Annotated in this window: 15 protein-coding genes and 5 tRNA genes; all 20 read right to left on the reverse strand. The window is 45.3% G+C overall.

Features of this window, described 5'->3' with window-relative positions:
* Nucleotides 1-161: 161 nt before the first annotated feature.
* The 20 genes from rpoC to gspN all read right to left on the reverse strand — a co-directional run bounded on the left by rpoC (nucleotide 162) and on the right by gspN (nucleotide 21,379).
* Complete coding sequence (rpoC, locus tag AC1IR0_RS04565; protein WP_409651631.1) at nucleotides 162-4,352, reverse strand: DNA-directed RNA polymerase subunit beta'; 4,191 nt, start codon at nucleotides 4,350-4,352, stop codon at nucleotides 162-164.
* 151 nt (nucleotides 4,353-4,503) lie between these two features.
* Nucleotides 4,504-8,592 (reverse strand): DNA-directed RNA polymerase subunit beta, encoded by a 4,089-nt coding sequence (gene rpoB / locus AC1IR0_RS04570; RefSeq protein ID WP_005102827.1) that lies wholly within the window; start codon nucleotides 8,590-8,592, stop codon nucleotides 4,504-4,506.
* 307 nt (nucleotides 8,593-8,899) lie between these two features.
* Nucleotides 8,900-9,265: a 50S ribosomal protein L7/L12 gene (rplL, locus tag AC1IR0_RS04575; RefSeq protein WP_004278611.1), complete on the reverse strand. Its 366-nt coding sequence runs from the start codon at nucleotides 9,263-9,265 to the stop codon at nucleotides 8,900-8,902.
* A 48-nt stretch (nucleotides 9,266-9,313) separates the two neighbouring features.
* The gene (rplJ, locus tag AC1IR0_RS04580; RefSeq protein WP_004278612.1) at nucleotides 9,314-9,820 is read right to left on the reverse strand and encodes a 50S ribosomal protein L10; all 507 of its coding nucleotides are present in this window, start codon (nucleotides 9,818-9,820) and stop codon (nucleotides 9,314-9,316) included.
* A gap of 301 nt (nucleotides 9,821-10,121) precedes the next feature.
* Nucleotides 10,122-10,817: a 50S ribosomal protein L1 gene (rplA, locus tag AC1IR0_RS04585; RefSeq protein ID WP_004278613.1), complete on the reverse strand. Its 696-nt coding sequence runs from the start codon at nucleotides 10,815-10,817 to the stop codon at nucleotides 10,122-10,124.
* 3 nt (nucleotides 10,818-10,820) lie between these two features.
* A complete protein-coding gene (rplK, locus tag AC1IR0_RS04590) occupies nucleotides 10,821-11,249 on the reverse strand; it encodes a 50S ribosomal protein L11 (protein WP_004278614.1) in 429 nt (142 codons plus the stop codon).
* Nucleotides 11,250-11,368: 119 nt separating this feature from the next.
* On the reverse strand, nucleotides 11,369-11,902 hold the full coding sequence (nusG, locus tag AC1IR0_RS04595) for a transcription termination/antitermination protein NusG (protein WP_004278615.1): 534 nt from the start codon (nucleotides 11,900-11,902) through the stop codon (nucleotides 11,369-11,371).
* A gap of 7 nt (nucleotides 11,903-11,909) precedes the next feature.
* A complete protein-coding gene (gene secE / locus AC1IR0_RS04600) occupies nucleotides 11,910-12,350 on the reverse strand; it encodes a preprotein translocase subunit SecE (protein ID WP_004278617.1) in 441 nt (146 codons plus the stop codon).
* Between the two features lie 74 nt (nucleotides 12,351-12,424).
* Nucleotides 12,425-12,500 (reverse strand) — tRNA-Trp (locus tag AC1IR0_RS04605).
* A 52-nt stretch (nucleotides 12,501-12,552) separates the two neighbouring features.
* Nucleotides 12,553-13,743 carry an elongation factor Tu gene (tuf, locus tag AC1IR0_RS04610; RefSeq protein ID WP_004646112.1) on the reverse strand — a complete coding sequence of 397 codons (1,191 nt, stop codon included), beginning with the start codon at nucleotides 13,741-13,743 and terminating at the stop codon, nucleotides 12,553-12,555.
* A gap of 150 nt (nucleotides 13,744-13,893) precedes the next feature.
* Nucleotides 13,894-13,968, reverse strand: a tRNA-Thr gene (locus tag AC1IR0_RS04615).
* A gap of 17 nt (nucleotides 13,969-13,985) precedes the next feature.
* Nucleotides 13,986-14,061: transfer RNA gene (locus tag AC1IR0_RS04620), tRNA-Gly, on the reverse strand.
* Between the two features lie 38 nt (nucleotides 14,062-14,099).
* A tRNA-Tyr gene (locus tag AC1IR0_RS04625) sits at nucleotides 14,100-14,183 on the reverse strand.
* Nucleotides 14,184-14,239: 56 nt separating this feature from the next.
* Nucleotides 14,240-14,315: transfer RNA gene (locus tag AC1IR0_RS04630), tRNA-Thr, on the reverse strand.
* A gap of 98 nt (nucleotides 14,316-14,413) precedes the next feature.
* The gene (gene trpE / locus AC1IR0_RS04635) at nucleotides 14,414-15,907 is read right to left on the reverse strand and encodes an anthranilate synthase component I (protein ID WP_409651624.1); all 1,494 of its coding nucleotides are present in this window, start codon (nucleotides 15,905-15,907) and stop codon (nucleotides 14,414-14,416) included.
* 108 nt (nucleotides 15,908-16,015) lie between these two features.
* Nucleotides 16,016-16,684, reverse strand: a complete 669-nt coding sequence (gene gph / locus AC1IR0_RS04640) for a phosphoglycolate phosphatase (RefSeq protein ID WP_312586293.1) — start codon at nucleotides 16,682-16,684, stop codon at nucleotides 16,016-16,018.
* 78 nt (nucleotides 16,685-16,762) lie between these two features.
* On the reverse strand, nucleotides 16,763-17,422 hold the full coding sequence (locus tag AC1IR0_RS04645; protein WP_004729299.1) for an FHA domain-containing protein: 660 nt from the start codon (nucleotides 17,420-17,422) through the stop codon (nucleotides 16,763-16,765).
* A gap of 62 nt (nucleotides 17,423-17,484) precedes the next feature.
* On the reverse strand, nucleotides 17,485-19,746 hold the full coding sequence (gspD, locus tag AC1IR0_RS04650) for a type II secretion system secretin GspD (RefSeq protein WP_312586292.1): 2,262 nt from the start codon (nucleotides 19,744-19,746) through the stop codon (nucleotides 17,485-17,487).
* A gap of 38 nt (nucleotides 19,747-19,784) precedes the next feature.
* Nucleotides 19,785-20,636, reverse strand: coding sequence for a type II secretion system protein N (locus tag AC1IR0_RS04655; protein ID WP_409651619.1), 852 nt, complete (start codon nucleotides 20,634-20,636; stop codon nucleotides 19,785-19,787).
* On the reverse strand, nucleotides 20,636-21,379 hold the full coding sequence (gene gspN / locus AC1IR0_RS04660; RefSeq protein ID WP_409651616.1) for a type II secretion system protein N: 744 nt from the start codon (nucleotides 21,377-21,379) through the stop codon (nucleotides 20,636-20,638). Before gspN ends, AC1IR0_RS04655 begins: the two co-directional genes overlap by 1 nt.
* Nucleotides 21,380-21,556 lie beyond the last annotated feature (177 nt).

A 21,556-nucleotide genomic window follows, 5' to 3' on the forward strand; every position in this document is an offset into this window, starting at 1 on the left:
CATTTTATGAAACTAAAATCTGTAGCGTGTTACTTCTCTCGGTATTCCTGCTGAGTTTTGTAAATATCAATGGATTATTCTTCTGTTCAAGATGTCTTATTTATAAATTTCAGACAAAAAAAGACGCCCGAAGGCGTCTCTTTTCTCAGCTTTAACTCGAATTAGAATTCTTCGTTAAATGCCTGGCTTAGAGCTTGGTCTACATCAGAGAAATCATTGTGCAGTTCAAATTCTGCAGCTTCTGCTTCTTGACGACGACGCTCCAAGTGGTAAGCCAAACCTGTACCCGCTGGGATCAGGCGACCTACAACCACGTTCTCTTTCAAGCCGCGTAAGTCATCTTCTTTACCTGTTACAGCCGCTTCAGTTAACACACGCGTGGTTTCCTGGAACGATGCAGCAGAGATGAACGAGTCAGTAGAAAGCGATGCTTTCGTAATACCCATCAATTGACGTTCAAACTTCGCAGGGAACTTGTTTTGTGCAAGAACTGCTTGGTTTTCTTGAACAACGCGGATGTAATCCACTTGTTCGCCTTTGATGAAGCTAGTATCGCCGCCATCAGTGATATCAACTTTACGCAGCATTTGACGTACGATGACTTCAATATGCTTGTCGTTGATTTTTACACCTTGCAGACGGTATACATCCTGAACTTCATTCACGATGTAGTTTGTAAGCGCAACTTCGCCTTTCAAACGCAAGATATCGTGCGGGTTCTGTGGACCATCAGAAATAGTTTCACCACGGTTCACATGTTCGCCTTCGAACACGTTAATCGTACGCCATTTCGGAATCAACTCTTCATAAATCTCAGAGCCATCATCCGGCGTAATCACCAGACGGTTCTTACCTTTGGTCTCTTTACCAAAGCTTACAACACCCGACACTTCTGCAAGGATTGCGTGCTCTTTCGGCTTACGTGCTTCGAACAAGTCAGCTACACGCGGCAGACCACCGGTAATATCACGGGTACGTGAAGTTTCTTGTGGTACACGACCGATAACATCACCGACACCAATCGTTTCACCATCGCGAACAGAAAGAATCGTGTTCTGTGGCAGGAAGTAGAACTGTTCGCCACCATCAACGGTATCCAACACAACAGCAGGACGCAAATCTTTACCTGACGCAGGACGTGAAGTCACTGGCAAGATTTCGATGGTTGACATACCTGTTGCATCATCAGTTTTAGAAGTAACCGTCACGCCATCAGCGATTTGGCTGAAACGTACTTTACCAGCAACTTCTGTTACTAATGGATGTGTATGCGGATCCCAAGTCGCCACGATACCGCCTGCTTCTACAGCTTCGCCATCTTTCAGCAAGATAGACGCACCGTATGGGAGCTTATAGCGCTCGCGCTCACGACCTAAATCATCCGCAATACCGATTTCACCTGAACGTGAAGTCGATACCAAGTGACCTTTGGCATGTTGTACTGTTTTCACGTTGTGGAAACGTACTGTACCTTGGTTACGAACTTGTACGCTGTTTGCAGCAGAAGTTCGGCTCGCAGCACCACCGACGTGGAAGGTACGCATCGTTAACTGTGTACCTGGCTCACCAATCGATTGAGCTGCCATTACACCAACAGACTCACCCGGGTTCACCTGATGACCACGTGCCAGGTCACGACCGTAACATTTCGCACATACACCAAAGGTAGATGCACAGTTCACGACTGAACGCACTTTAATTTCGTCGACACCCTGGCTTTCGATAAACGCAGCCAGTTTCTCGTCAATTAACGTATTACGTGGAAGCAGAACTTCGTCTGTACCTACACGTTTCACGTCTTCAGCAACCACACGACCCAATACTCGTGCACCCAGGTTCTCGATGACATCGCCACCTTGAATGAACGGAGTCATTACCAGACCGTCATACGTACCACAATCCGGCTCAGTAATGACCAAGTCCTGCGCAACGTCTACTAGACGACGAGTCAAATAACCAGAGTTCGCAGTCTTCAATGCTGTATCGGCCAAACCTTTACGCGCACCGTGTGTCGAGATGAAGTACTGAAGTACGGTCAAACCTTCACGGAAGTTCGCTTTAATAGGCGTTTCAATGATCGAGCCATCCGGCTTCGCCATCAAACCACGCATACCCGCCAACTGACGAATCTGAGCTGCCGAACCACGGGCACCTGAGTCAGACATCATGTAGATCGAGTTGAATGATTTTTGCTTCTCATCTTCACCCTGTTTGTTCTTCACAGTGGTGAAAGACAAGTTGTCCATCATCGCTTTAGCAACCTGGTCATTGGTACGCGCCCAAATATCGACCACTTTGTTATAACGTTCGCCGGCAGTTACGAAACCTTGTTCGAACTGTTGTTCGATTTCACGAACTTCAGCTTCCGCTTTACCAATAATTGCTTGTTTTTGCGGTGGAATAACCATGTCTTCCATACCGACAGATACACCTGAACGCGTCGCTTGACGGAAGCCCAAATACATCAACTGGTCAGCGAAGATAACAGTATCTTTCAGACCCAATTTACGGTAGCAAGAGTTAATTAACTTAGAAATATTTTTCTTCGTCATCTCAACGTTAATTTGCTGGAAATCCATACCTTCAGGCACAACTTCCCAAAGTAGGCAGCGACCAGGCGTCGTATCTACAATAATGGTTTGCTGTTCACGGTTACCATCTTCGTCGATCACAGTCTGGTGTACACGTGCTTTAACGCGAGCGTGTAGATCAACCTGACCTGTTGCCAGTGCACGGTTTACTTCGTGAGTATCCGCGAACACCATGCCCTCACCTTTGGCATTGATTGCATCACGCGTGATGTAATACAAGCCCAAGACCACGTCCTGAGACGGTACGATGATTGGCTCACCGTTCGCTGGAGACAGAATGTTGTTCGTCGACATCATTAACGCACGAGCTTCAAGCTGAGCTTCAAGTGTTAATGGTACGTGTACCGCCATCTGGTCACCATCGAAGTCGGCGTTAAACGCAGCACATACAAGTGGATGTAGACGGATCGCTTTACCTTCGATCAGGATCGGTTCAAATGCTTGAAGACCCAGACGGTGAAGAGTTGGCGCACGGTTCAACATCACTGGATGTTGACGAATCACGTGAGCAAGAACGTCCCAAACTTCTGGAGTTTCGCGCTCAACCATTTTCTTCGCAGCTTTAATGGTGGTTGCTTGACCAGATGCCTGTAGTTTCGCGAAAATGAATGGCTTGAACAGTTCAAGTGCCATTTTCTTCGGAAGACCACATTGGTGCAAACGCAGGTTTGGACCAACAGTAATTACCGAACGACCAGAGTAGTCAACACGCTTACCAAGTAAGTTTTGACGGAAACGACCTTGCTTACCTTTGATCATGTCTGCCAAAGATTTAAGCGGACGCTTGTTCGAACCGGTAATTGCACGACCGCGACGACCGTTATCCAGCAATGCATCTACAGACTCTTGTAACATACGTTTTTCGTTACGTACGATGATGTCTGGCGCTGCAAGGTCAAGAAGACGCTTCAAACGGTTGTTACGGTTGATCACACGACGATAAAGATCGTTCAGGTCAGAAGTCGCGAAACGACCACCTTCAAGTGGTACAAGCGGACGGAGGTCTGGTGGAAGAACTGGAAGTACAGTTAACACCATCCATTCTGGCTTGTTGTTCGAATCGTTGAATGCTTCCATCAACTTCAAACGCTTAGACGCTTTTTTCAGCTTGGTTTCTGAAGTTGTAACAGGAATTTCTTCACGAAGACGCGCGATTTCAGCTTCAAGATCGATGTCTTTCAACAAGTCTTGAACCGCTTCAGCACCCATTTTCGCTGTGAATTCATCACCGTGTTCTTCTAATGCATTGAAGTATTCTTCATCGTTTAGAAGTTGGTATTTCTCAAATGGAGTCATACCCGGATCGGTCACTACATAAGATTCGAAATACAATACACGTTCGATATCACGTAGCGTCATGTCTAATAATAGACCGATACGGCTAGGCAATGATTTCAAGAACCAGATGTGTGCAACTGGAGATGCCAGCTCGATGTGACCCATACGTTCACGACGAACTTTCGCAGTTGTTACTTCAACGCCACATTTTTCACAAATGACGCCTTTGTATTTCATACGCTTGTATTTACCACACAAGCATTCGTAATCTTTCACTGGACCAAAGATTTTGGCACAGAACAAACCATCACGTTCAGGCTTGAACGTACGATAGTTAATGGTTTCTGGCTTTTTAACTTCACCGTGAGACCATGACTTAATCATTTCTGGTGACGCAAGACCAATACGGATGCGGTCAAACTCTACTGGAGCATGACCGTCTGAATCCGTCTTTTTGCGCATGATATCGAGCAAGTCTTTCAATTTTTTTCTCCGTGTGTTGTGGAGATTTTCACTCAACAACTGGGTCACAAATATTGTTTTTTAACTGAATTTTAATCCCCCTCAGTCCCCCTTTGTTAAGGGGGAAGCCCTCTTTATCAAAGAGGGGTTTGGGGAGATTAAATGGAACTAATTAGTCACCATTTTTCAGTTCAATGTTGATACCTAAAGAACGGATCTCTTTGGTCAATACGTTGAACGATTCAGGCATGCCCGGGTCCATATAATGGTTGCCATCTACAATGTTCTTGTAGATACGGGTACGGCCTTCAACGTCATCCGATTTCACAGTCAGCATTTCTTGTAGCGTATATGCTGCACCGTAAGCTTCTAGTGCCCAGACTTCCATCTCACCGAAACGCTGACCACCGAATTGTGCTTTACCACCAAGCGGCTGTTGCGTTACTAGAGAGTAAGAACCAGTTGAACGCGCATGCATCTTGTCATCAACCAAGTGGTTCAGTTTCAGCATGTACATGTAACCTACAGTTACCGGACGATCGAAACGCTCACCAGTACGACCATCATATAATACGGTCTGACCAGTACTAGACAGGCCTGCAAGTTGTAACAACTCTTTGATCTGACCTTCTTCAGCACCATCAAATACCGGAGTAGCCAAAGGCACGCCAGCACGCAAGTTGCCAGAAAGTTTCAAGATTTCTTCATCAGTCAAGCTATCAAGATCTTCTTGCTCGCCACCAACTTTGTTGTAAATCTTGTCTAGGAAATCACGAAGCTCAAGTACAGTACGTTGCTCTTTCATCATCTTGTCGATTTGATCGCCAAGACCTTTCGCCGCCATACCCAAGTGAGTTTCAAGAATCTGACCCACGTTCATACGCGATGGTACGCCAAGCGGGTTCAATACGATATCAACAGGTACACCGTTGGCATCATGTGGCATGTCTTCTACCGGCAAGATGTTTGATACAACACCTTTGTTACCGTGACGACCCGCCATCTTATCACCCGGCTGGATGCGACGTTTTACAGCAAGATAAACTTTAACTACTTTCAATACGCCAGTCGTCAGTTCATCGCCTGTAGAAAGTTTGCGTTTTTTCTCAGCAAATTTCTCGTCAATTTCGAAGCTCTTCTCTTTCAAGAACACTTGAATTTGAGTTAAACGTTCAGCAATTGCTTCATCAACTGGTTGAATTTCAAGAAGATCAACAAGCTCTAAACCAGACAACACGTCTTCAGACAGTTTGTCGCCACGTTTAGTTGTACCGCCACCATTCGACTCTTGGCCATTCAGTAGGCGGATTACACGTTCACGTGCAGCTTCTTCGAAGATTTTGAATTCTTCTTTCAAGTCTTTACGGTATGCATCCAATTGCGCTTTTTCAATTGCTTGAGCACGTTCGTCTTTTTCAAGACCGTCACGTGTAAACACTTGAACGTCAATCACAGTACCTTTAGTACCTGATGGAACACGTAAAGATGAGTCTTTTACGTCAGCCGCTTTTTCACCGAAGATTGCACGTAGCAATTTTTCTTCCGGAGTAAGCTGTGTTTCACCTTTAGGGGTTACTTTACCAACAAGGATATCGCCAGCAGTTACTTCAGCACCGATGTAAACGATACCTGACTCGTCCAGTTTAGACAGAGCAGCTTCACCTACGTTCGGAATATCAGCAGTGATTTCTTCCGCACCCAGTTTGGTATCACGTGCAACACATGACAATTCCTGGATATGAATAGACGTTAAACGGTCTTCTTGAAGTACACGTTCAGAAAGTAAGATCGAGTCTTCGTAGTTGTAACCGTTCCAGGTCATGAACGCAACGCGCATGTTCTGACCCAGTGCCAGCTCACCGCCATCAGTTGATGGACCATCAGCCAGGACATCACCACGACCTACTTTATCGCCCAGGTTCACAAGAACTTTCTGGTTGATACAAGTGTTCTGGTTCGAACGGGTGTACTTGATCAGGTTGTAGATATCTACACCTGCCTCACCTGCGATCATTTCGTCTTCATTCACACGAATAACCACACGAGACGCATCAACAAACTCGATACGACCACCACGTTGAGCGATCACACATACACCTGAGTCATGTGCTACGTTCGCTTCCATACCGGTACCAACAAGCGGCTTGTCAGCGATCAACGTCGGAACTGCCTGACGTTGCATGTTCGAACCCATTAACGCACGGTTGGCGTCATCGTGTTCTAGGAATGGAATCAGTGACGCTGCTACAGATACAACCTGCTGAGCAGATACATCCATATGGGTTACTTTTTCAGGAGGAATACGTACGAAGTCACCTTGATGACGAACAGATACAAACTCTTCTGTTAAGTTACCGTCTTTATCCATTGCAGAATCGGCCTGTGCAATCACAGTGCCTACTTCTTCAATTGCAGAGAGGTATTCAACTTCATCTGTTACACGACCATCAACAACCTTACGGTATGGGGTTTCCAGGAAACCGAAGTTGTTACATTTCGCATAAACAGAAAGCGAGTTGATCAAACCAATGTTTGGACCTTCCGGTGTTTCAATTGGACATACACGACCGTAGTGAGTTTGATGTACGTCACGTACTTCAAAGCCTGCACGCTCACGTGTTAAACCGCCGGGACCAAGCGCAGAAACACGACGTTTGTGGGTAATCTCAGATAACGGGTTGTTTTGGTCCATAAACTGAGACAACTGGCTTGAACCAAAGAATTCTTTGATTGCAGCAGCTACTGGCTTCGCATTGATCAAATCTTGCGGAGACAGGTTGTCAGTTTCAGCTTGGCTTAAACGTTCTTTAACAGCACGTTCTACACGAACCAGACCTACACGGAATTGGTTTTCTGTCATTTCACCAACAGAACGAACACGACGGTTACCCAAGTGATCGATATCGTCGACTTCACCTTTACCGTTACGGATTTCAACTAATGTTTTTAATACATCAGTGATATCTTCGTTCGAGAGAATGCCTTCAACTTCACGTGACTTCTGATCTGTACCGACTTCGTAAGGACGACCCAAACGACGGTTGAACTTCATACGACCCACTGGAGACAAGTCATAACGTTCAGAAGAGAAGAACAAGTTATTGAATAAGTTTTCAGCAGCTTCTTTTGTTGGTGGCTCGCCTGGGCGCATCACTTTGTAGATTTCTACCAATGCTTCTTCACGATTGCTCGTTGTATCTGCACGTAGAGAATCTGCAACGAATGAACCGCGGTCGATATCATTGGTGAACAGAATATTGAACTGCTTCACGCCGCCTTCTGCAATTTTCACCATGATTTCATGGCTTAATACAGTATTGGCTGCAATCACATCACCATCTTTTAATGGGATGTCTTCAGCAGTGATACGCTCATACAGGTACTCATCTGGCACTGCAAGTTTTTCAAGACCTGAAGCTTCCATTTGACGTACATGACGCGCATTGATACGTTTACCTTGCTCAACAATTGCCTTGCCATCCTTGTCCAGAATGTCAAATTGTGCCATTTCGCCACGCAGACGTTCAGGCACCAGGTCAATCTGGTAGCTACCCATGTCAAGATATACAGGTACTTTCTCGTAGAACATGTCGAGAATGTTTTCGTTGCTATAACCCAAGGCACGAAGTACCACGGTCGCAAGCAATTTACGACGACGGTCAATACGGACATAGACGAGGTCTTTGGCATCGAATTCAAAGTCTAACCATGAACCACGGTAAGGAATGATACGCGCTGAATAAAGGACTTTACCACTTGAGTGAGTCTTGCCTTTATCGTGGTCAAAGAATACGCCTGGTGAACGGTGTAATTGTGACACGATCACACGCTCGGTACCGTTAATTACAAAGGTACCGTTATCCGTCATCAATGGCATTTCGCCCATATAGACTTCTTGTTCACGTACGTCTTTAATTGACTTCGTTTCACGATCTTTCAGGATCAAACGAATTTTTACACGCATTGGTGCTGCATAAGTTGAGCCACGAAGGATACATTCGCGTACATCAAACTCAGGCTTACCAAGACTATACTCAACAAATTCTAAAGCAGCATTGCCAGAATAACTTTCAATAGGAAAAACTGAACGAAATGCGGCTTGGAGACCGATATCTTCGCGGTTTTTTGGTGATTTGCCATCTTGTAAGAATGTTCTGTACGAGTCGACTTGAATCGCGAGCAAGTACGGAGCATCCATGACGCTAGGCAATTTACCAAAATTCTTACGGATCCGTTTCTTTTCGGTATATGAGTATGCCATCTGGAGTCCTCGGAAAGTGTAAACCAAGCCCGCCTGCAGAACGGGCTCAGAAGGAATTACGCTGGCCGATATGGCCACCACTCTTTACAAATGCTGCAATTTTTAGTGGTATTAAAACGCTTATCAATATTTTTTAATGAAAAATATTGGTAAACGTTTGTTCATTATGTTTATTTTCAATTTGTATGATTTTTATATCATGCAAACAAAAATCGAGCCGATTATTGTAACGCAAAAAGGCTGATGACCCAAGAGCCATCAGCCAATTTTTGGAGCCGATTATAAAAAAACCGGCTCCCTTAAGAAATTACTTAAGAGTAACTGTAGCACCAGCTTCTTCAAGTTTCTTCTTAAGCTCTTCGCCTTCTTCTTTAGAAACGCCTTCTTTAAGAACTGCAGGAGCGCCTTCAACCATGTCTTTAGCTTCTTTCAAGCCAAGGCCAGTCGCTTCACGAACTGCTTTAATTACAGCAACTTTGTTCGCGCCGAAAGAAGTCAATTCAACATTGAATTCAGTTTGTTCTTCAGCAGCAGCAGCAGCAGGACCAGCAGCAACAGCTACAGCAGCAGCAGATACATTGAATTTCTCTTCGAAAGCAGAGATAAGTTCAACAAGTTCAAGAACAGTTTTTTCAGCAACTGCGTTTAGGATTTCTTCGTTTGTTAAAGCCATGAGATTAACTCCAAATGGGTATTGAATGATGTGTGTTTAAGTTTGAGCTTAAGCAGCTTCTGACTCGTTTTTCTCTTGAAGCGCTGTAAGTAAGCGGCCCAATTTCGAAATAGGAGCTTGAAGAACGTTTGCAAGCATAGTAAGCGCTTTCTCTTGGTTCGGAAGATTCGCGATTACGCTAACTTCTGCACCTTGATAAAGTTTGCCATCAAATGCAGCAGCTTTAAGTTCAAATGCTTTATTAGTTTTAGCGAATTCTTCGAACAAACGTGCAGCAGCACCCATGTCGTCTTCAGAATTCGAGAAAGCTAAGATTGTTGGGCCAACAAGGTTGTCGTTCAAGATATTGAATTGAGTATCTTGAAGAGCACGTTTAGCCAAAGTGTTACGAACGATACGTGTAGTAACACCAAGTTTACGCGCTTCAACACGTAGAGTAGTTAACTGCTCTACAGTCAAACCTTGATAGTCAGCAACAACAGCAGCAAATGCAGTAGAAGCAACTTCAGCTACTTCAGCTACGATCTGTTTTTTGCCTTCGATAAGAAGAGCCATTGTAAAACCTCCTAACGGTGATTTATGTACTTACGCGAAGTACACTCCCAATTCGCAAGACCATCACTGGACTCACACGCGGAGGATGAACAAATCACACCACCGCGTCTACGCAGGCTGGGCTATTAAGAGAGAAGCATAAAACTCCCCTCGCCCGCGGTCTTTGACGCTGATAAATTTTCATTTATCAATTCAAAGTTTGCCTAAGTTTGCAAAATACGACGGAGCGTTTCTTGCGTAAAATTTGAAGAACTGCTTCAAATTTTACTCAGGGCTTTAAAATTCTGTAATAAGTCGAGACTTATTTAGAAACGTTTGCTACATCAACGATCAAACCAGGACCCATAGTTGAGCTCAAAGTGATCTTTTGAATGTATACGCCTTTAGACGTAGCAGGTTTCAAACGCTTCAAGTCAGCAACAAGTGCTTCAACGTTTTGACGAACAGCAGCAGCTTCAAAACCTACTTGACCGATCGCAGCATGGATAATACCAGCTTTGTCTACGCGGTAACGTGCTTGACCAGCTTTTGCATTTTTAACTGCAGTAGCAACGTCAGGAGTTACAGTACCCACTTTAGGGTTTGGCATTAAGCCACGTGGACCAAGGATCGTACCAAGTTTACCTACAACGCGCATTGCATCTGGAGCAGCAATTACTACGTCAAAGTCAAGGTTACCCGCTTGGATGCTTTCAGCAAGATCGTCGAAACCAACAACGTCTGCGCCTTCAGCTTTAGCAGCTTCAGCAGCAGCGCCTTGAGCGAATACAGCTACACGTACAGTTTTACCAGTACCTGCAGGAAGTGTAGTCGCGCCACGAACAACTTGGTCAGATTTACGAGGATCAACACCTAGGTTTACCGCGATATCTAGAGATTCTTTGAATTTAGGAGCTGGAAGGCTCTCTAAAACTGCAACAGCTTCTTCTAGCGTGTAAACTTTGTGTGCTTCTACAGCAGCAACAATCGCTTTTTGACGTTTAGTTAATTTAGCCATGTCTTAAAGCTCCACTTCCAAGCCCATAGAACGCGCAGAACCAGCAATGGTACGTACACGTGCGTCTAAATCAGCACCAGTCAAATCTGGTTCTTTAGTAGTCGCGATTTCTTCGATTTGAGCACGAGTCAACTTACCAACTTTAGTTTTGTTAGGTACAGCTGAACCCTTCTGGATACCAGCAGCTTTCTTAAGAAGAACAGCAGCAGGTGGAGTTTTCATGATGAATGTGAACGACTTGTCGTTGTACACAGTGATCACGACTGGAATTGGCAGACCAGCTTCAACTTTTTGTGTAGCAGCATTGAATTCTTTACAGAATGCCATGATGTTCACACCACGTTGACCTAGTGCAGGACCAATCGGTGGAGATGGATTCGCTTTACCAGCTGGAACTTGCAGCTTGATATAGCCGTCAATCTTCTTAGCCATTTCAAATTACCTCTGGGTGCAAACGCCGGTGAAGGCTCCCCAATGATTTCAAGTAACGATACCGTTACAACAACAATGCCTGACTTATAAATAAGTCAGGCGTTTTCAACCCATACAAATTAGACTGATTTTTCGACTTGACGAAATTCCAATTCAACTTGAGTTGGTCGGTTAAATACATTAATGGTCAGCGTTAAACGCGACTTTTCGTACTGAACTTCTTCCACCACACCTTTAAAGTCGGTGAATGGCCCGTCAACCACGAGTAATTCTTCGCCTGGTTCAAACATCGTCTTAGGACGAGGTGCTTCGCCAGTATTGCGTACACGCGCAAGAATCGCATCTGCTTCTTTTTGCGTAATCGGTGCCGGTTTTTCAGCCGTACCACCAATAAAACCTAAAACTTTTGGACATTCTTTAACAATGTGCCAAGTATCATCGTTCATTTCCATTTCGACTAGGACATAGCCAGGAAAGAACTTACGCTCTGATTTACGCTTCTTGCCATCCTTCATTTCTACCACTTCTTCGGTAGGAACAAGGACTTCACCAAAGCTATCGGCAACAGCGCTACGCTGGATTCGATCATTAAGCGAACGCATCACTTGTTTTTCATAACCTGAATAGGCATGAATAATGTACCAACGTTTCATAGCTCTCTTACCCGATAATAAACTTCATTAACCAGCCTAAAATATAGTCAAAACACCACAATAAGATGGATGCAATTACGACTACAACAAGAACTTGCCAAGATGTGGACATCGTCTCTTGCTTGGTAGGCCAGGTCACTCGACGCAACTCAATTCGTGCATCTTTCAGCAGACGAATAAAGCCTTTGCCTTGATGGGTGGCGTATAATAAACCGAATGCTGCAACGATACAAGCCAAAATCACCCCAACGCGCACCCAAATATCATTCGCAGGTGCCCAGTACGCTGGTAAATATTGGTTTACCATCATTGCACCAACCAATAAAATCAAGGCGATAACCCATAGAACCATGTCTAATGGAGAACCAGAACTTACATCTACTGCAGGATTATTTCTTTGAGGAATTGCCGCTTCGCCTAATGCGTCGCGTGATTTTTCATTCGACATTTTTGTACTCGTCGTAGGTTTCGCGACTTATTATATGACCAATTTTGCCGACATCAAGCGTCTTTTTAGAAACTTGGCAGGTCAGGAGGGACTCGAACCCCCAACATTCGGTTTTGGAGACCGACGCTCTACCAATTGAACTACTGACCTGCAAAACAACAAGTTGGAGCCTAAGCTCCAACCTGCTTGTCTTATTCTATGATTATGCAGTTACTTTAGCAACTACACCAGCACCCACTGTACGACCGCCTTCACGGATCGCAAAACGTAGACCTGGGTCCATTGCGATTGGGTGGATTAGCTCTACTGACATCTCAACGTTGTCACCAGGCATAACCATTTCCACGCCTTCTTTAAGCGCGATCGCACCAGTTACGTCCGTAGTACGGAAGTAGAACTGTGGACGGTAACCGTTAAGGAATGGAGTGTGACGACCACCTTCTTCTTTAGAAAGTACGTATACTTCCGCATCGAATTTAGTGTGTGGCTTGATCGCACCTGGTTTAGTCAATACTTGACCACGTTGTACGTCTTCACGCTTAGTACCACGAAGAAGAACACCACAGTTCTCGCCCGCACGACCTTCGTCAAGAAGTTTACGGAACATTTCTACGCCGGTTACTGTAGTAGTTTGAGTATCACGGATACCAACGATTTCTACAGACTCACCTACTTTAACGATACCAGTCTCAACACGGCCAGTTACTACTGTACCACGACCAGAGATTGAGAATACGTCTTCAATTGGCATAAGGAATGGAAGGTCAATTGCACGCTCTGGCTCTGGAATGTAAGAGTCAAGTGCTTCAACAAGCGCAACTACAGCTGGCTCGCCGTATTGGCTGTCATCACCGTTAAGCGCAAGAAGAGCAGAACCACGGATCACTGGAGTGTCATCACCCGGGAAGTCGTAAGTAGAAAGAAGTTCACGAACTTCCATTTCAACTAGTTCAAGAAGCTCTTCGTCGTCTACAAGGTCGCATTTGTTCAAGAATACAACGATGTAAGGTACACCTACCTGACGAGAAAGCAGGATGTGTTCACGAGTCTGTGGCATAGGACCATCAGTCGCAGCACATACAAGGATCGCACCATCCATCTGAGCAGCACCAGTAATCATGTTTTTAACATAATCGGCGTGGCCCGGGCAGTCTACGTGAGCGTAGTGACGAGTTGGAGAATCGTATTCTACGTGTGAAGTATTAATTGTAATACCACGTGCTTTTTCTTCTGGTGCAGAGTCGATTGCAGCGTAGTCTTTCGCTTCGCCACCGAATTTCTTCGCACATACAGTTGCAATTGCAGCTGTTAAAGTTGTTTTACCATGGTCAACGTGACCAATTGTGCCCACGTTAACGTGTGGCTTATTACGTTCAAACTTAGCCTTAGCCATGTTAATCTTCCTCGTTTACGTCGAACACAATTCTGAGTAAAACCCAGCTCCGACATATCGTTTAAAAAAACCGAACACCAAATACTTGAAAAGCAGACTAAATAGCCTGCTTTTGGAATTTCTTTGCAACAGAGTTGCTAAACTGTAATCTGGAGCTCTTATCGAGATTTGAACTCGAGACCTCTCCCTTACCAAGGGAGTGCTCTACCACTGAGCTATAAGAGCAAATATTAGTACTTCAATGGAGCGGGAGACGAGGGTCGAACTCGCGACATGTAGCTTGGAAGGCTACCGCTCTACCAACTGAGCTACTCCCGCACGATGTTGGTACAAACCACTTATTGAAGTCTTAAAATTGGTGGTGAGGGAAGGATTCGAACCTTCGAAACTTTCGTAGCGGAGTTACAGTCCGCCCCCTTTGACCGCTCGGGAACCTCACCATTTTTTACACTTACATCAGTGCTGTTCTTTACTTCACACTACCAAACTTCTAAGATGGTGCCGGCACACGGATTCGAACTGTGGACCTACTGATTACAAGTCAGTTGCTCTACCAACTGAGCTATGCCGGCGTTTCTTAGTGTTTCGTACGTTTCGTATCGGAACGGTGTGCAGTTTAGCAAAACTCAGAATCCTTGCAAGTGTTTTTTTCAAAAAAAACGTCAAAAACTCATAAAATCAAACCATTTGATGATAATTCAACCGCTTTGATCACTGCGCGAGCTTTTATTTGGGTTTCATTCCACTCAGATTCAGGATTTGAGTCGGCAACTAACCCTGCTCCAGCCTGAACATAGACCTTATTTTCGCGAATGACACAGGTACGAATCGCAATCGACATGTCCATTTCGCCATGCCAGCCTAAATAACCAACAGCACCACCAAAAATTCCACGTTTTACCGGCTCAACTTCGTCAATAATTTCCATGGCACGGATTTTTGGCGCGCCTGAAAGTGTGCCTGCGGGGAAAGTTGCCTTAAAAACGTCCAGAGCATCGACATCATCACGTACTTCACCCTGCACATTGGAGACAATATGCATCACATGTGAATAACGTTCGATCACCATTTGATCAGTTACCTGCACTTTGCCAATTTTTGCAATGCGTCCCACATCATTACGTCCCAGATCAATCAGCATGACATGTTCAGCAATTTCTTTTTCGTCAGAGAGTAAGTCCTGCTCAAGTGCCAGATCTTCTTCTTTGGTTTTGCCACGTGGACGGGTTCCCGCTAATGGACGAACTGTGGCAATACCATTTTCCAGACGGGACAGAATTTCAGGAGAGGAACCGACAATATGGAATGGCGTGTTATTTTCCAAGGTCTGCCCTTGCACCAGGAACAAATACGGCGATGGATTGAGATGACGCAGCGCACGATACACCTGTAGCGGGTCACCGTCGAAGTCAGACACCATCCGGTGCCCGGGTACGACCTGCATTACATCTCCAGCACGAATATACTCTTTGACCTTTTCCACCGAAGCAATGAAGTTGTCATGTCCGGTGAGGGACTCGAAATGTGGCGGCCTATGTTTTTCAGCTTTAAGACTGATGGGCGTGGCAAGAATATTTTCTAATTCATTTAATTGTTCATGTGCTTTTTCATAAGAACCCGGAGCAGTGGCATCAGCATGTACGATCAGGAACAAGGTATCTTTTAAATTATCAAACACGATGACGGTTTTAGACAGCATCATCCAGATATCGGGTAAACCAACCGGATCTGCTTCAGGCACATTTTTTAACTTCGGCTCGATATAACGCACAGCGTCGTAACCAAAGTAACCAACTAATCCACCAGTAAAACTCGGCAAGTCCGGCAATTCTACCTGGGTAGGCACCTTAAATTGCGCCTGAAAATCACGGATATATTGAAATGGATCAGCACAGTGCTGTTTTTCAATTGAAGCATCTGCATGCTGTACCGTCAGTTCGCCTGCATTGCAGGAAAATACAGTAGATTCACCTAGTCCAATAATCGAATAGCGTGCCCAGTTCTCTCCGCCTTCTACGGATTCAAATAAATAAGCCTGCTGATGCTGTTTAAGGCGTGCAAAAATAGAAAGTGGTGTATCGGTATCTGCCAGACGCTGACGATAAACAGGAATGAGATTATAGCCTTGTGCAGCAAGTTGCTGGAATTGTGCTTGAGTGGTCATGCGGTTTTTCTCTTTAAATTAGGGTTACTCAGTATGTAAATAGAATTGAACTGAGCGACGCCATCGAAAAACCTTACAACTATTCATTTTCTTTCCTTAGTACGCGTATTAGGCAAGTAATTCTCTAAGATCATCCACAATCTGCTGCGGCTGACAATCTGCAATATTTTCACCATGATTATAGCCATAGCTGACCACAACACAATCAATCCCGGCGCGGCGTGCGGCTTCAACATCATTGGAAGAATCGCCAATGAGCAAGACCTGTTCTTTGCTCACCTTATAATGTTCGACACAGTGCAACAACTGGCGTGGGTGCGGCTTACGTTCAGTAAAACGGTCGCCACCAATAGTATCGGCAAAATAATGAGCCATATCCAAGGTATCTAGAATACTGCGGGCAGGAAGTTCAGGCTTATTGGTCACACAAATCAGGGTTTTACCTTGAGCTTTGGCCCAGTCCAGAAATTTCAGGATTCCCGGAAAAGGAACGGTATCAACACAGGGATCGACATTATAAATATCCAAAAAAGTGTTTAAGAGCTCTTGATGCTGTGCCGGTGTGACTTCGCCAACCAGATGCTGGAGTACACTTTCACAGAATATCGACGTGCCCTTGCCCACCCAGGTCCGCACCTGATCTTCGGTCACCAAAGGCAATTGCAGCACATTCAGACTCATATTCATGGCCCGATACAGATCATGTGCTGAATCCACCAAGGTACCATCCAGATCAAACAAGATCAGTTCGCGCTTTTCTAATTGTGCAATAGACATCCCGACCCTCTTTTATAATGTGCGCAGCCACAAAAAAGGCATGCGCTATGCATGCCTTGATTGTAACCAATCATCAGCTTATTTGAACAACAACCAAGCCATAATTGCCAAAATAATCAGCACAATCACTGAAATCAAACCTACAGATACATTTTTCTGGGTTTCTTTTTCCTGTTCTACACGTGATACAGGCTGCTCAACCGGAATTGGGGTAGGCTCTGGTTTTACCGCATTAATGTCCACGCCTTCCGGAATAGGTGCCGGTTTTGGAATACCGACATTGGTTGGCATGCCATCACGGGTTAATTGTACCGTAGCATCACGATGTTTCAGTTCCGGCATTCCCTGATCATTCATTTGCTGTGCAGGTGTAGGCTCAGCGACTTCGACCTGTTCCACGACTTTTTCTGCCGTTGCTTCAATTTCTGCTGGAACCTCTACTGCAGCCGCAGGCGCCATTACTGAAAATTTCAAGCTGGCAAACTGAACAATGTCATCCTGCTTTAATAAGGTTTCTTGCGCAATCTGCACATCATTGACGAAAGTGCCATTCGATGAACCCAAATCCTGCACCCAGAGCGCATCATCCTTTAGTAAAAATGCCGCATGTTTACGGGAGATTTCCGCAGCCTGTAACACGATATCTGCCGCCTGATGACGCCCCACCAGCATGTCACGGTCAATGCTAATTTCCTGTCCTGTTAAGTCGCCTGTAATCGCGTGTATTTTCCAAGTCATGAAAGTTACTTCTCTGTTCTCTTTGACATTATCATAACATGCTGTCTGCAAATGCGAATGACTTAGCTTTTGGGTCTAAGTGTGGTTGTTGTAACGGTATTTTTACTTTTTTCTACCTGTTGGACGGGTTCTACCACTTGTCGCTGAATCACTGGTTCTATCGCTACCGGCGTAACAACTACATTGGCTGGCTGCGCCTGAACGGGTGCGGTCGGCACAGTTTGATAAGTCGAGTTTTGCAATGGCGTTCTGGATACTGGAATTCGCTGTTGATACACATCTTCAACACTTTCTGGCAGCTTGGCAAAGTTCCCGTCCGAATCGAGTGCGAGTTGCAGACTATATAGCTGACTATAGCGTTGTTGGGTCAGTTTACGCACTGCATTTTTATCGCCTACAATGGTTGGATGGATAAAAATCAGCAGGTTACGCTTCTGATTGGATTTACCTTCAGAACGGAATAAACGTCCCAAGCCTGGAATCGCACCCAGACCCGGCACTGCTTGGCGTCCATAACTGGTGTTATCCGAAATCAGACCACCAAGCACAATGGTTTGTCCATGTTCGGCCAGAATTGAGGTTTTGATCGCTCGCTTGCTGGTAACCAGATCCTGCGCCTGCCCTTTACTGGCTTTGACATCAGAAACTTCCTGTTCCACTTCCAGGCGTACCGTACCATCTTCGCCAATATGTGGAACCACCTTTAAAGTGACCCCGACATCCTTACGTTCAATGGTGGTATAGGGATTAGCAACTCCAGCAGCGCCTGTAGACACTGAGCCTGTGACAAAGGGTACGTTTTCACCCACCACAATATAGGCTTCTTCATTGTCCATGGTCACAATCGACGGCGTAGACAACAGGTTGGATTTAGTGGTTTCTTTGAGTGCCTGAATCATCGCACCATACAGACGACGGGAACCATCACTCCCTTCACGATAATCACCGAGCACCAGTGAACTACCCGCACCCACGGCACTTGCAGCACCTGCACCGCCACCGGTGAGATAACCGGCCGCAATATTTTTCAGACTAGTCCCAAAATTATCGAAGTTCACCAGCCCAATCCCACTGCTGATATCACCCAAGGCCCATTGCACACCGAGTTGATCCGCATCAGTTCCTTCAACTTCAATAATCGCGGCTTCAATCAAAACCTGTTGACGACGGATATCCAGCTGATCAATTGCCGATTCAATTTCCCGCATCAGTTGTGGATCTGCTTTCACCACCAGAGAATTTTGTGTGGTATCGGCAATAATACTGACGCCATTGCTATTAAAGCTGGTAATTCCGCCCTGCTCATTATTCATGCCGCTATTCAGCTGAATGCCTGAAGAGGTGTTGCTACTTGAACCTGTGCTGGTATTATTGTTATTTAAATTGCTACTAGAACTGAGCGAAGACGAGTTCGAGGATGTACTACTCGAATTTGAATTACTGTTCACCGCCTGCCCGCTTACCAAACCCTGCAAGATTTCCGCAAGATTTTTAGCGCTGGCATATTTCAGACGAAAAACTTTTAATCCACCCAAACGATCCGCAGCCGGTACATCCAAGGTTTCGATTACTTGACGCACCCGTTTGCGCGTCGTGGGATCACCTTTGATGATAATCCGGTTGGTACGGGTATCTGCAATCACCCGCACCCGTGAACCGCGGACATCTTTAGCTCCACCGGTGGCAGTCATGGACTCGATCAGTCCAATCATTTCTTCGGCTTGACTCGATTGTAAGCTGACCGCTTCAATATCATTCTGACCGGTGCCATCCAGGTTGCGAATAATGGTTTCCAACTGGTAAATATTGCTGGCGCGATCCGACACAATCAGTGCATTTGTCCCCGGCACTGCCGCCAAATGGGCAAACTGCGGCATCAAGGGACGTAATGCAGGAATCAGGTCATTCGGATTGGTATTTTCCAGCCACAACACCCGTGTCACAATCTGGTCACCACTGGCGCGGCTTCTGGCATCATAGGGAATGCCTGAGCTTTTGACATTGCTGTCCGGAACCAGCTTGATGGTATTACCCGAAGGAATTGCCACCACACCGTTGACATTCAGTACGCCTAAAAACAGGTCATAGACTTCATTTTTATTCAGGGCTTTATTGGAAATGACTGTTACGTTGCCACGTACCCGCGGATCGACTGCAAAGTTTTTGCCGGTAATATCGGCCACTTCATTAATGAATGCAGTTAAGTCAGCATCTCGAAGGTTAATTTTCCAGGTTTGTGCATAACTCGCCGTACTGACCATGGCCATTAACGGTGCGGCCACACAGAATGCCCATGCTGATCGATTATTATTAAATAAAGCCATAAACTTTCGTGTTTCCTAACCCTATGCGTGATGACACATCACTTCAAATCTTGTTGTATGGTCATCACCTGATCACCACGTTTTATTTCGAGTTTGACCTGACCTTCACGTCGGGCCTGTTCCAGTAATTGTGCTTCGGTCTGTCCTTGGCTCAGCGTCTGACCATTTAAAGACAAGATCCGGTCGCCTGGTCTTAAACCCAGGCGATTACGCAATGCAGCCGGTGTGCGTGAAGTTACTTCATAACTACCATCTGCTGCACTGACCCCCATATTTTGTAAATACTGGTCCTTGTTTTCCTGCATCTGCTGGATGGCTCGACCAATTTCATTCTGTGGCGAAGGCTGCTCAGGCATACTACTAGAAGGCATAGCAGGCATTGAACTTGAAGATGCTGATGTTTCCGGCACAATCGGCTGATTCAAACCATTTTCCAGACCTTTGAATAAGACTTCCTGAGTAGCACCTGTGGATCGACGCAGAATAACCCGATCCCAATACACCTCAGCCAACTCAAAACCGCTATTGGCCAGCATTTCCCCGACACGGTAACGATCGACCTGATCATTAATTTTCAGTACCGCAGAAGAGTTATAACTTGGACTGGCAACCACCACCCCTTGTAAAATGATATTGGCCGTTTCAACAGCACCCGCAGACTGCCCAACTTCCTGAAACAGTGAAAATGCACCGATATTCGGAATTTGTGCCTGTTGTGAACCCAGTTCAACCCGATCCAGCTGCATGGCTTGTGGTGGAGCAATCAGCAACCAGAACAAAGCCGCCAGCTTCCAGCATAGATACAGGATGAGCAGTAACAAAACCACAGGTGCAGCACGATTGATCTGTTTCAGTTCAATATTTTTTAAATCATTCAGAGAAACTGCCATCAGTTCAAGCCTCCCATTAAGGGTTGGCGGGTACTGATCACATAGGTATCCAATCCGGCTTTACCTTCATAGGAAGGCGCATTCATTAAAAAGCGCTGGGTGAGCTGGATATCCAGCATCAGATTCGGATCAAGCTTGATATTCAGCATGCGTTGATCGCGACTATCCCGAACATCAATTAACAGCTGTCCGCTTTCATCTGCGAGTTGTCCAGTCATGGCGGGTACATTCATGCGTTCCTGACGCTGAGCAAAGGTATAAATCAGCTCACCACCCGCCCATTGCATTTGCCCAGCCACCTGACTGAAACCCTGATCTTTTTTATATTTAAAATCCAGATCTTTAAACTGAATCGCAGTACTCGGCCATTGCCAGTCTGCAACTTTTTTTAAGGTTTCAGGCGCGACCTGCCCTTCAAGATTTTTGACAATCAAAGACTTATTCAGACCATAAGCCATGATCCCGGAAAGCTGGGTATTGCCGCTATGCAAATCCACATGTGCCCCAACCCGCAGCAACAGCAAATCCAGAGGCCGTACTTTCCAGTTCAGACTGCCCCGAAGATTGCCTTTTTTCCAGTCCGCACTTCCCTGCCAGATATTTCCGTTTACATTATGCAAAGTCTGGTTATTTTTATAAAATTTTGAAATTAACCAGGCCGCTGGCACTTGTAATACGACAAAAATAAAAAATGCAACAAGAGTAAGGATCAACCATCTTAAAGTTTTCGGTTTACTGCTCATCCCCACCACGACCAATCGCTCAAGTCCAAATCCCCATTTATAATTTTTCCCTTATACTCACACATTATGCACACTTTTCTACCAACGCCAATTCATAGATATAAAAAAACCAAGCAGGTATGCTTGGTTTAATCATCTTAGACTGTCTGTATGACAGCCTAATGACCAGATCAAATG

This window comes from Acinetobacter sp. 129952 (assembly GCF_056642055.1).